The organism is Fusibacter bizertensis, assembly GCF_029914245.1.
Lineage (GTDB): Bacteria > Bacillota > Clostridia > Peptostreptococcales > Acidaminobacteraceae > Fusibacter_C > Fusibacter_C bizertensis.
The window spans coordinates 271,905-285,059 of record NZ_JARYZI010000003.1 but is presented as its reverse complement, the minus strand read 5'-3'; the positions used below and the strand labels follow the sequence as shown (position 1 = coordinate 285,059).

General features: G+C 35.2%; 11 protein-coding genes. All 11 read left to right on the top strand.

What is annotated here, in order from left to right; translation table 11 throughout:
- The 11 genes from QE109_RS06495 (at position 1) to carA (ending at position 13,143) form a co-directional block, all read left to right on the top strand.
- Entirely contained in the window at positions 1 to 1,689 is a 1,689-nt protein-coding gene (locus QE109_RS06495; RefSeq protein ID WP_281093610.1) for an FAD-binding oxidoreductase, read from the top strand.
- An 84-nt stretch (positions 1,690 to 1,773) separates the two neighbouring features.
- Positions 1,774 to 3,006 (top strand): aminopeptidase, encoded by a 1,233-nt coding sequence (locus tag QE109_RS06490; protein ID WP_281093609.1) that lies wholly within the window; start codon positions 1,774 to 1,776, stop codon positions 3,004 to 3,006.
- 143 nt (positions 3,007 to 3,149) lie between these two features.
- A complete protein-coding gene (locus QE109_RS06485; RefSeq protein WP_281093608.1) occupies positions 3,150 to 5,516 on the top strand; it encodes an EAL domain-containing protein in 2,367 nt (788 codons plus the stop codon).
- Positions 5,517 to 5,604: 88 nt separating this feature from the next.
- Entirely contained in the window at positions 5,605 to 6,084 is a 480-nt protein-coding gene (locus tag QE109_RS06480) for a glutathione peroxidase (RefSeq protein ID WP_281093607.1), read from the top strand.
- 87 nt (positions 6,085 to 6,171) lie between these two features.
- The gene (locus tag QE109_RS06475; RefSeq protein WP_281093606.1) at positions 6,172 to 6,666 is read left to right on the top strand and encodes a protease complex subunit PrcB family protein; all 495 of its coding nucleotides are present in this window, start codon (positions 6,172 to 6,174) and stop codon (positions 6,664 to 6,666) included.
- Between the two features lie 170 nt (positions 6,667 to 6,836).
- Entirely contained in the window at positions 6,837 to 7,772 is a 936-nt protein-coding gene (locus QE109_RS06470) for an AAA family ATPase (protein ID WP_281093605.1), read from the top strand.
- Positions 7,773 to 7,786: 14 nt separating this feature from the next.
- The gene (locus tag QE109_RS06465; protein ID WP_281093604.1) at positions 7,787 to 8,986 is read left to right on the top strand and encodes a DUF58 domain-containing protein; all 1,200 of its coding nucleotides are present in this window, start codon (positions 7,787 to 7,789) and stop codon (positions 8,984 to 8,986) included.
- Between the two features lies 1 nt (position 8,987).
- Entirely contained in the window at positions 8,988 to 10,271 is a 1,284-nt protein-coding gene (locus QE109_RS06460) for a hypothetical protein (protein WP_281093603.1), read from the top strand.
- A gap of 257 nt (positions 10,272 to 10,528) precedes the next feature.
- Positions 10,529 to 11,683: a sodium ion-translocating decarboxylase subunit beta gene (locus tag QE109_RS06455; protein WP_281093602.1), complete on the top strand. Its 1,155-nt coding sequence runs from the start codon at positions 10,529 to 10,531 to the stop codon at positions 11,681 to 11,683.
- A 9-nt stretch (positions 11,684 to 11,692) separates the two neighbouring features.
- Positions 11,693 to 11,815: an OadG-related small transporter subunit gene (locus QE109_RS06450; RefSeq protein WP_281093601.1), complete on the top strand. Its 123-nt coding sequence runs from the start codon at positions 11,693 to 11,695 to the stop codon at positions 11,813 to 11,815.
- Positions 11,816 to 12,072: 257 nt separating this feature from the next.
- Positions 12,073 to 13,143, top strand: coding sequence for a glutamine-hydrolyzing carbamoyl-phosphate synthase small subunit (carA, locus tag QE109_RS06445; RefSeq protein ID WP_281093600.1), 1,071 nt, complete (start codon positions 12,073 to 12,075; stop codon positions 13,141 to 13,143).
- Positions 13,144 to 13,155 lie beyond the last annotated feature (12 nt).

Genomic DNA, 13,155 nt, shown 5'->3' with positions numbered 1-13,155 from the left:
ATGCGTAATGATGAAAAGTTTTATCCAAATTGGAGTGAGGAAGCACCACCGATAAATTCATATCGGTCTATATTTAAGTGGGGGGATCCCAACGAATTTAAACATCCGAATCGTCGCCTGTATGCGCTAATGAAAAAGACGTTTGACATGACTGATGAGGATTTTAAAGTTAAAAAAGAGATGGGGCTTGAGGTCGTTGAAGGTGAATATCCCTCAGGGCTAGAAAAAGTACATTTGGAAGCCTTAAAACAAATCGTCGGCGCAGAGAATATAAAACTAGACGTGTATTCTAGATTAAGAGTCGCTTACGGAAAAACCATGATAGACCTGATGAGACTTAGAAAAGGAATGATCCAAAATCTGCCTGATGTCGTGCTCCATCCAAGAGATAAAGACGATATTGCTAAGATCGTGGACTATTGCAATCAGCACAAAATTCCAGTGAATATCTATGGAGGAGGCTCTTCAGTAACAAGAGGTGTAGAATGTTACCTCGGTGGCATCACCATGGATATGCGTGTGCATATGAATAAAGTGATAGCGTTCAATGAAACCAACCAAACAATCACGGTACAGGCGGGGATCAGTGGTCCGGAACTTGAAAAAGCACTCAACAATGCTCAGTCGCTATTTGGTGCAAAACGCGCCTATACATGTGGACATTTTCCACAATCGTTTGAGTATTCAGTTGTTGGGGGATGGGTGGTGACACGAGGCGCTGGTCAAAACTCCACTTATTTTGGAAACGCAGCTGATCTTGTAATGAGTCAAGAATATGTGACGCCGATAGGCATCATCAAGACAAAAGATTATCCCGCAGAATCAACTGGCCCCAATATTGATCAGCTGATGATGGGAAATGAAGGTACCTTTGGTGTTTTAGTAGAGTGTACGCTGAAAGTGTTCAGATACATGCCTGAAAATCAAAGAAAATTTAGCTATATCTTTAAGAACTGGTCAGACGCAAGAGCAGCGGCAAAAGAGATCATGCAAGGTCAGTTTGGTTTTCCATCCGTTTTTAGATTATCTGACCCAGAAGAAACAGATGTAATGTTAAAACTCTATGGCGTTGAAGAAACACCTCTTGAAAAAATAATCTCTGCAATGGGTTATAAAGAAGGCGAGAGATGTCTATTTCTAGGATTTACAGATGGTGAGAAGTATTTCACAAAGAATGTCAAAACAAGACTGCATAAAATCTGTAAAGCCTATGGTGGATTTTATTTAACGGGCATTCCTACAAAGGGATGGGAACACGGAAGGTTTAGAGATCCCTATATGAGAGAAGATTTACAGGATTTTGGCATTATGACAGACACACTTGAGTGCTCAGTAACTTGGGATACGATGGAAAAAGTACACAGTGGCGTGAGAGCCTTTTGTAAAAGTCGTCCCAATACTATCTGTATGACACATATGTCACATGTGTATCCTCAAGGTGCAAACCTTTACTTTATTTTCATCGCAAAAATGGAGGATATAGACGAGTATATAACTTATCAAAGTGGCATACTTGAAAGCATATATCAACATGGTGCTTCCATGAGTCACCACCATGGTATCGGCAAAACCATGGCACCATGGCTTGAAAAGCAAATTGGCAAGAATCAACATGATATCATCAAAGCACTTAAAAAACATTTTGATCCAAACGGCATTATGAACCCTGGTGGTACCTTAGGTTTGTAACCTATATCCCTTGGTCTATACTTGTCCCAGAAACTTAAATCATGTATAATAGTTAAGAATACAATTGGGTTTAAGGAGCTGACGATGAGTAAATACACGAATGAACTTGAGAAGTATGCCGAATTAGTTGTTAAAGTAGGCATCAATGTTAAACCAAATGAAGGACTTATTTTAGGAACAAATGAATCAGGTTTACCACTTGCTAGAGAGATTATGAAAAAGGCTTATGCAGCAGGCGCTAAACACGTGGAATTCATGATGAATGATGATGCCATGACTTTAGCTAGATATGACAATGCGAAAGACTATGTTTTTTCTACATATCCAGCATGGAAAGTTGATTTGATGGTGAAATTATATGAAGATAATTATCATCATTTGTTTATCATTGCACCAGATCCAGAATTGCTAAAAGCTGTACCGGGTGAGAAGGTTGCCCTTGATCAAAAGACCGCATCTGCGGCAATGTCTCCTGCTACTAAGTTTAGGATGACAGGACAAACAAAATGGTGTATAGCAGCTGTTCCATCAGTGGCATGGGCAAAAAGTGTCTATCCTGAAATGTCTGATGATGATGCAGTAGATGCGCTATGGCAAAAAATATTTGATGCCACTCGAGTAAGTACTGAAGATCCTGTGACAGCATGGCAACAACATGACCTTAACTTAAAGAAATATAAAAACTTCCTCAATGAAAAAAATTATGATAAATTGGTTTTCAAAGCGCCAGGTACTGATCTTGAAATCTGCCTCGCTGATGAACACTATTGGATGGGTGGTTCTAAAGAAAGTTGGGCTGGAGACGCTTTTGTTGCCAATATCCCAACAGAAGAAGTTTTTACAACACCACATAAATTTAAAGTTAATGGTACAGTGAAATCGACTAAACCACTTAGTCACAATGGCAAAATCGTCGATGGATTTGGGTTTACTTTTAAAGATGGCAAAGTCGTAGATTATTATGCTGAAAAAGGCAAAGAAGTCCTAGATGCCATGTTGTCTAACGATGAAGGTGCAAAATATTTAGGTGAAGTTGCACTGGTTCAAAACGATTCACCGATTTCAAATACAGGTATTTTATTTAACAATACACTATTTGATGAAAATGCATCAATCCATTTAGCATTAGGTAGAGCATATGCCTATGCAATGCGTGATGGTTCAAACTTAACACAAGAAGAACTTGAAGCAAGAGGGGCAAACTTCAGTCTGATCCATGTGGACTTTATGATAGGTGGTCCAGAGATGGAAGTGGTTGCACATTCTAAAGATGGCTCGACAGAAACTTTATTTAAAAAAGGAAATTGGACATTCTAGTGATGTATAAGTAATTTTATTTTGAAGGAATATCAAATTATAAATGATTTGATATTCCTTTTTTAATTGCTAGTTCGTGATGGAAACGTGACCAAAATGGGTATAAAATATATATGTATGAGTAGAATTAAAGGATGGAACATATGAATAAAGCAAATTCAAAACTTGTAATCGAAAAAAAAACAATAATGATCATGATCATTTTATTTCTAGTGCTATGCTTTTCATTTGAGAATGATATCACTTTCGCTTCAGATCTAAATTATCCAAGTTCACCTAAAATACTATACCAAGTAGATGAAAACTATCCCCCTTATACATATTCAAATCAGAAATTTATGTACGGATTTGATATAGAGTTGACCAATCTGATATTCAAGATAAATGATTATCAGTTGATTTATTCTACTGATGTTTGGTCCAACGTTTATAATCGTCTAAAAGATAGAGAGATCGATTTGGCTGGGATTATAGCTGTTACAGATGAACGGAAAAAAGATATTTTGTATTCAAACGATCTATTTAATACCTATGTATCTGTTTATACCTCAATTGATTTTAGAGAGATTGAATTAAATGACTTGAAAAACGTAAAAATTGGGGTGGGAAAGGGTTATTATACTGAAGAACTGCTTATAAATAATTTGGGTATAGAAGATTATGAAGCGTTTGCTCATCTTGAAGATGCCATAATAGCGCTTAAAATGGGCGAAATTGATGTGATATTTGAAAATCAACAATTAATGGATAATCTTCTCGTAAAAATGGGAGAAAAAGGTATTATAGTCCCTCAAATCACTAATCTATTTCCGATTGCATATGCCTATGGTATTAGCAAAGACAAACCTGAACTTGTAAAATATATCAACAATCGATTACATGATTTGAAAAAAAATGGTATTTTCGAAGAATTGTATGATAAATATTTCTATCAGCACTCAGAAGATTATCTTGCAGAACAACAAAAGCAACTCTTGATGATTATTTTAATCCCAATTACTGTGATGAGTATTGCTTTACTGGCGTTAAAATTTTATATTGATAAGCTAAGGAAAAAAGTTTCAACAAAGGCAGTAACCCTTAATTCTGAAAATGAAATACTTACAGATTCTAATGAAAAACTTTTGCAACAGTATGAAGAAATAAATGCTCAATACGAAGAAATTAATGCGCAATATGAAGAAATAAAAATTAATAATGAGACGATCTATCAACTGGCATACTTTGACCAACTAACGGGTCTTCCAAATCGATTAATGCTTTCAGAACATATAGATAATCTGTTGGAAAAGCGGCTTAAAACACAAAAACAAGCTTTACATGCCTATGCTTATTACATTGAAATTGATAACTTTAAAGTGATCAATGATATTTTAGGGCATAACTATGGAGATGAAGTACTTAAGTATATTGCAAATTTACTCAAGGATAGTTTGGGGTCTAGTGCCTTTATATCCAGAGTTGGTGGTGATGAGTTTTACATCATATTGACCAATATTGAATCAAAATTAAGTGCAAAAGTGTTTGCTGAAAAAATATGGGGAATATTTAATAAAATATGGTATATCGGTGAGCACGAAGTCTATTTGTCAGCGAGTATAGGTATCGTATCCATTGATGAGGACTGTTCAAACTTAGCGGAAGTTTATATGTTTGCTGATACTGCCATGTATAAAGTAAAAGCTAGAGGTGGTGGCGGGTATAGATTTTATGAATCTAGTATGATAGCAGATGTAATAAAAAGAAGTGCTCTTGAACGCGATTTGAGAAAAGCAATCATTCATGAAGAGTTTTCACTTGTTTATCAACCTATTGTTGATGCAAATTCAGAACGTGCTGTTGCAATGGAGGCGTTAATAAGATGGAATTCGCCAGAGAAAGGTCTGATTAGTCCCATTGAATTCATCCCATTAACTGAAGAAATTGGACTGATTGTTCCTATTGGAGAATGGGTTATAGCAGAAGTATGTAGGCAGATCAAAGAATGGCAATTGAGTGATTATAAAACCATACCGGTGTCGATAAATGTTGCTCAGCTACAATTGGAGTCAAAGGTTTTTTTAACAGTGCTTTCAAAATATATCAGACATTATGATATTGAACCTCAATTGTTGCATATTGAACTTACTGAAAGTAATCTTATGCATAGTATTTCAAGAAATGATAGACTACTAAAAATTGTAAGAACAATGGGATTGACTGTTTTACTTGATGATTTTGGAACAGGCTACTCTTCATTATCGTACTTACAGAGATTGCCTATAGATATTGTCAAAATTGACAAGTCGTTTATTAATGAAATCAATCAGACGAATTCAGAAGAGCTGCTTATCAGCGATATCATATCAATCGCACATCGATTAAATAAAACTGTAATTGGTGAAGGTGTTGAGACCTTAGAACAGCTTAATTACTTACGTGCTTGTGGGTGCGATGCAATACAGGGCTTTTATTTTTCAAAACCAATAAATGCGACAGAGGTGGTAAAGTTTTTAGAGAAAAACAATTGAGCATGACGATTGACATGCTCATTTTTTTGGAGTATAGTAATAAAAAGCAAACAATTAAATTGCATACAATTATTAATAGGAGGTTATTATGAAATTTTATGATTTTACAGCAATGGCAATGAATGGTGACGATATTAATATGTCCAAATACGAAGGTGAAGTCGTTTTAGTGGTTAACACAGCAACAAAATGTGGTTTAGCACCTCAATTTGAAGAACTTGAAGAATTACACAACAAGTACGGAGATAAAGGCCTAAATATTTTAGGTTTTCCATGTAATCAGTTTGCAAATCAAGAGTCTGGTTCAAATGATCAAATTCAAAACTCATGTCGTCTTGACTTTGGTGTAACATTTCAACTCTTTGAAAAAATAGATGTAAACGGAGACAGTGCTCATCCGTTGTATCAATTTTTAAAAAAAGAAGCTAAGGGTACATTAGGAAATAATATAAAATGGAATTTTACTAAGTTTCTAGTCGATAAAGAAGGCAATGTGATCAAAAGATATGCACCAACAGTAAAGCCACTATCCATTGAAAAAGACATCATAAAATTGATGGAGGCGTAATTTGCCACAAAATAGCCCTTTTCAATATCTCAATTTAAGTGTAACATTATGTGGAGATGACATAATATAAGACAAAGGGAGAATTTTATGAAGTTACTTAAAAAGCAATCATTAATCAGTTTGTTACTTCTTATGATGGTTATAATGTTAGCGGGATGTAGTCAACAAGCCAATATTGAAACAACAGCTACATCTACAGAGATGCCTGCTGATGATTTTGGAGCAGCTTTAGATTATGATACAGTATACATTGAAGATGTGCCTGAGAGTGTAAGTATTCAGATCGAGAAGCTAATTGTAAACCGTGGTTACTTTAAGTGGGAAGTCGATGGTGAAAATTATTTGCTGATCTCTAGTGGAGAAAAACCTACAGGTGGATATGGCATTGAAATTGTTACTTTTGGAGAATATGATGGCGTTTACAAAATTTTAGTTGGTGAAGGCAAACCCGGCAAAGATGCTGTAGTTCCTCAAATCATTACTTATCCATATGTACTTGTAAAATACACTGGAGATTTGGACGTTTCAGAGGTATACAATGAACTTTCTGAAGAATTTGTACTACTAGACTCTGTAGAGTAAAGACCATATATAAATATTATTTTGATAGAGTGCTCCTCAGATACTGATAGGCACTCTTATTTTTTTTGTAAACAAAGTAAGTTTTCAGAAATGTTAAGAAATTCTAACAATTCCCATTTTTAATCTTTGCAGTGATATAATGTTGTAAATACATAACGTGGAGGTCTTATATGACAGAGATTTTTGAGATGGCTAAAAAGTTAAAAACGAATATACAAAAAGTAATTGTAGGAAAAGATGATGTAATAGATCTTATTACGACGTCGATGATCTGTTCTGGTCATGTACTTTTGGAGGATTTACCTGGTACTGGTAAAACGTTACTTGCAAGAGCTCTTGCAAAATCTTTTGATGCAGAGTTTAGTCGAATTCAATTTACACCGGATTTGTTACCTTCTGATTTAACGGGACTAAACTTTTTCAACCAAAGTACAAATGCTTTTCAATTTAAAAAAGGACCATTAATGAGTCAAATTGTACTCGCAGATGAAATCAATCGTGCTACTCCAAGAACACAATCGAGTTTACTTGAAGCTATGGCGGAAAAACAGATTACAGTTGATGGCGAAACATACGAGTTAAAAGATCCATTTTTGGTATTAGCAACTCAGAATCCAATTGAGACTGGGGGAACTTTTCCACTTCCTGAGGCACAGCTGGATCGTTTCTTTATGCAATTATCGATGGGATACCCGAACCGACAAGATACGATACAGATATTAAAGCGTTTTAGAACTGAAAATCCTTTGGATAATCTGGCGACTGCGATCAGCGTTTCGGAGCTCTCCTTTGCCAAAAACAATTATACATCAGTACATTTCTCGGAAGTGTTAATGGATTATCTAATGGATATCGTCGAAGGTACAAGATCACACAAAGACGTGGAGATGGGCGTTAGTCCAAGGGGTGCACTAGCACTATTTAATGGTGCACAGGCCTATGCCGCTGTTAAAAATAGAAACTATGTTACTCCAGATGATATAAAAGCACTAGTGAATCCAATTTTAGGTCATAGAATGATACTAAAAGACGCGTATTCTAAAAGAACAAGTAGTATCTTGAAAGAAATTGTAGAGCAAATAGTGGTACCAACAGAGAAATATTAGTTGGAGGAGCACATATGTCTATCATTTTAACGATTGCTTTTTTTATAGCAACTATATATATTTTTATGAAAATGTGGCCTAAATGGGCACCAAAACATTTTTATATGGTTCGGTCATTTAATCTTGAACGCATACCTGTAGGTGAATCAATTCGTTTAACTACAGAGATGACAAATAAGAAGATCTTACCACTGCCATGGATTAAACTGAGAAGTCATCTTCCTAACAGCTTTATAGCAATATCTGATGAGCCAGAATCAACAGATGAGTCGACTTCATATGATGAAGAATTCACGTTGCACCCGTATAGGGAACATGAAATTGTTACTTCATTGCTCTTCTATGAAAAAGTATCAAAACATGAGACTTTCAAATGTATCGCGAGAGGGTATTTTAAATTAGACGCAAGTGAAGTTGAATTTGGGGATTTATTTGGATTGTATACCAGTACTTTTAATTATATGAAAACACCTACACTCTATGTTCATCCTCGTATTCATCCCATAGATCGACTTTTAATTTCTCCAAACGGTCAACTAGGAGCTTTCTCTGTAAAACGATGGATTTTACCTGATCCGATATTAGCAGTGGGAACCCGAGACTATACACATAACGATAGTTTTAGATCTATAAGTTGGCAAGCAACTGCAAAGGTTGGGAAACTTCAAGTTAAGAATATGGATTTTAGTGCAGATCAAAAATGTATGATCTACTTGGATGTACAAACTTCACCAAGGCATTGGGAGGGTATTGATCCTGTTTTGATAGAAAAGAGTATAGAACTTACGGCATCAGTATTTGATTATATTTTTAAGCAAAAGTATGAAGTGGGTTTGGCAATTAACTCTGCGGATAAACAAGGTGAAAAGATGTTTTACCTAACGCCCTCATATTCTCCGACCCATATACTCAAAGCGTTGGATGCACTTGCACTTGCAACGGAATTCCGTGGTGTCTCAATGCTTGAAATATTGAAAAAAGCTTCACAGCCTAATCTAAGGGATAATCTTATCATACTGATTACAGGTAATTTATCAGATGATTTAATTTCTGAACTCAACAGCATCTCTAAGTTTAACGCAAATATCAAAGTAATCGCTACGGTTAATCACACAAAACCAGTGCGCCTCAATAGAAATATAGATTATACAATTTTTGAAGGCTTTGCTGACGATGAATTTCAAACTTTAACGCTTCAAAAAAGGGAGGCTTAAAATGCGCCTTTTTAAGAACAAAAAATCGAGTTATGCAAGCATTATTATTAAAGCTTTAGAGTATACTTTGTTTAGTGTGATGATGGCAATCACTATCGCAGGTATTGTGAGACGTGAAACTACTGCAATTGAAAATTTTAATAAGATTTGGGGCATCAGTATCGGGCTTTATTTCCTAAGTGCATTTGTAAATCATAAGTTTGAAAATGCTAATTCTTTAGTACTTACGGTATTTTCAATGGGTGCAATTGTAGGCAGCTTAATACTCATACTGGGTACTACCTTCTACTTTTTTGAAATACCATTGTTTATTGCTTTTGTTTTTATTTGGATGAAAGGTATAAATATAGAAATTCATAGTGAGAAAATCGAGTCTCTTAGAACTCGAATCTTATATGGGCTTATTTTTTTCGTTCTTTCATATTTTGTTTTATTTAAGACTAATTTAAGTGGCTCATATTCCTTTGTTTCGCATTATTATATTCCTTTCTATGGTATTTTGGGATTTATGATGTTAAACCTCGTTAATATGTACTCAGCTTATGCAAGTGGTAATTTTAAAATCAATGAAAATCAAAATGTAGATAGATTTAGTAAGATTGCTTTAGCAATATCAGTAATTGTACTTCTGGCCATGCAAATGCGTTTTTTTGATACCTGGCACGCAATAAATGGATTTTTGTCCTTAATATACGACATTATTTTCAAGATCATCTCAATCGTATTGTTTCCGATATTATGGGTAGTAGAGCAGTTCTTAGCGCTAGTAAAAAGCAGATTTGCAGGTGAAGAAATTGAAAAAATGGATGGTCTTGTTAAACCAAGTGTAATGGATATACCACAACAAGATGGTATAATGATTACACCAGGAATGGAGACGGCTTTTACGATAATCACTTGGACACTACTGATACTTTTGGGCTGTTTTATGATCTGGAAAGTCTACCAGCAGATTGCTATTAAAGCCAAAAAAAGAGTTTCAACTGGGAGTGAAGAAAGAGAGTTTGTATTTAATTTAAAAGATGCTTATCGTGAGCTTTTTAATCGTGCGAACAATTTAAACAACAGCGATAAAGGTCCGAAACATCCCGTGAGGAGAGCCTATAAAGAAGCATTAATCGATTTGAAAAGTAAAGGTTTGTCAAAGCCTTTAGATTATACTCCAAAAGAATATTATGAAGAATACGTTGATATAAGTTCGCAGTTACCTGAAGATGAAAAATCCAAATTCAAAAAACTGACAAATGAATATCAACAAATTAGATTTGGAAGTGACGGTAAATAATGAAAATGAATTGGATTGATAGGCACTAAAATTGATGATATAATAACTTTAATAGGTTTAAGGGAGTAGCTTGCAATCACTTTGATTGTGCGGTTGGTCGTCATGACGGTCTTAAAGGCCCGGTCAACAGCTCTTTTTTGAAAGCGAGACTTTTACCTCGAATTAACTTCGGGGTAAAAGTCTTTTTTTATTCTTTTGAGCGTTATTTAAGAAACAAGAATTATATTTTAAGAATCAAAAAAATAGGGGAGGATTTTATGGATCAGTTTGCACAACTTTTTCAAGGCATTGCTAATTTCCACTGGCAATACATCATTATGTATTTTATCGGTGGCGGTTTAATTTATCTCGCAATAAAAAAAGATTATGAACCTATGTTATTATTACCAATTGGATTTGGTGCTATTTTAGTGAATTTACCACTTAGTTCAATTTGGGAATATGAAGGAACACCAGGTGTACTTCAGATTTTTTATAATTCAGGTATTTTAACTGAAATTTTTCCAGTTTTAATTTTCGTTGCAGTAGGTGCAATGATAGATTTCACACCACTTCTTCAAAATCCAAAAATGTTATTTTTTGGTGCAGCTGCTCAATTTGGTATCTTTTTTACGACCTTGGCAGCACTTTATCTCAACACTTTATTTCCAAGTTTGGGATTTGATCTTAAGACAGCGGCTTCGATTGGTATCATAGGTGCTGCAGATGGCCCCACCTCTATATTTGTTGCGTCAAAGTTCGCAAAAGAGTGGCTTGGGCCAATATCGGTTGCAGCGTACTCCTATATGGCACTAGTACCAGTTATTCAACCACCGGTGATAAGAGCGCTGACAACTAAAAATGAGAGATTGATTAGGATGCCTTATAAGGAGGTTAAAATTTCAAGAACGGTTCTAATAGCATTTCCAATACTGATTACAATTATAGCTGGGATTATTGCACCAATTTCTGTTCCGCTAGTGGGTCTTTTAATGTTTGGTAATCTCATCAGAGAATCAAGTGTGCTGGAGAGGCTCTCGAAAGCAGCCCAGAATGAACTTGCAAATCTTGTCACTTTATTGCTTGGTATCACTATAGGAGCAACGATGCATTATGATAAGTTTTTAGATGTAAAAACATTATTGATCATGGCAATGGGACTTGTTGCATTTGTATTTGATACTGCAGGTGGTGTACTATTTGCTAAATTACTAAATCTATTTACCAAAGAAAAAGTAAATCCTATGGTTGGAGCAGCAGGTATATCAGCGTTTCCAATGTCTGCTCGCGTTATTCAAAGAATGGCGAAACAAGAAGATCCACATAATTTTATATTGATGCAAGCAGTTAGTGCAAATGTTGCAGGACAACTTGGATCAATCGTTGCAGGTGGTATGGTACTTGCACTCGTACCTTGGCTTTTAATGAAATAGGGAGGACATATGAACGAGTTAGAATTAGGTTTAGAATTAATGGGTTATGGTTTAGCTGGTGTTTTTATCGTCTTAATATTATTTTTTATTGTCATTAAAATACTTGTTAAGATTTTTCCATCTAGGGAATAATTGTTTTTTCAGTTAATTTAAATCATTGTAATATTTAAACGTAAACTTGACACTGCAATAAATATCAAGTATCATATCCCTTAATGAATACACTTTAAATTGGTCCTGTGAGGCCAGAAAGAGGTATGGTATGCAAAACAAGGGAACTCTATATTTAAAACTTGAGACAAAGGAAGTAGACACACATATACGTGTGGCTTACTTCCTTTTTTTGATTTGCACCCTCTCTAGTGTATGGTTTTGATAAGGAGGGCAACATGAAAGCACGGTTAATATTAGAAAATGGCGCGGTATTTGAAGGCGAAGCTTTTGGCTACTTAGACACGCAAGTGGGTGAAGTTGTATTTAATACAGGAATGACAGGCTATCAAGAGGTTTTGACAGATCCTTCTTACTGTGGACAAATTATCGTGATGACTTATCCGCTTATCGGAAATTATGGCATTAACTTAGACGATTTTGAATCAAATAGTATTAAAGCAAAAGGGTTAATCGTAAGAGAAAAGTGTGCTTTTTCTAGTAATTTTCGTTCGGAATTTGAGTTAGAACAATTCCTTAAACATAATAAAGTGTTGGGAATAGAAGGCATAGATACGCGTGCGTTAACACGTATGATTAGGAGTAGAGGTACCATGAGAGGTATCATTACAACTGAAGATTTATCAGAAACTGAAATTTCATCTTATATTGAGGACTATTCTAGTAAGGGCGTAGTATATGCTGTGTGTACTAAGACCATAGAGCGTTATAATGGTTTAACGACTTCAAGTGATGAGCAACACAAAAAAGTAGCGCTTATTGATTATGGTGCAAAGAAGAACATCTTAAGAGAATTACTTAAAAGAAATTGTGATGTGACTATATATCCAGCGTGGACAAGTGCAGATGAAATTCTAAAGGATCAACCTGATCTTGTTTTTTTGTCCAATGGACCTGGAAATCCTGAAGATTTAGCGCCAGAAATTGAAGAAATTAAAAAGCTTATAGGTGTAAAACCGATTGTTGGGATTTGCCTAGGGCATCAACTAATTGCACTTGCCTCAGAAGGCGAAACAGAAAAACTAAAATTTGGTCATAGAGGCTGTAATCATCCAGTAAAAGATATTGGTAAAAATCGTGTCTATATTACATCACAAAATCATGGTTATTGTGTCACAAAATTGCCAAAAGATTTTGAGGTAACGCATGTCAATGTCAATGATGGTTCAGTGGAAGGGATGAGACATACCCTGTTGCCTGTCTTTTCAGTTCAATTTCATCCAGAAGCTTCACCGGGACCGAGAGAAAGTGATTATCTATTTGATGAATTTATCGCATATGCTGAATAGGGGGAATTGAAG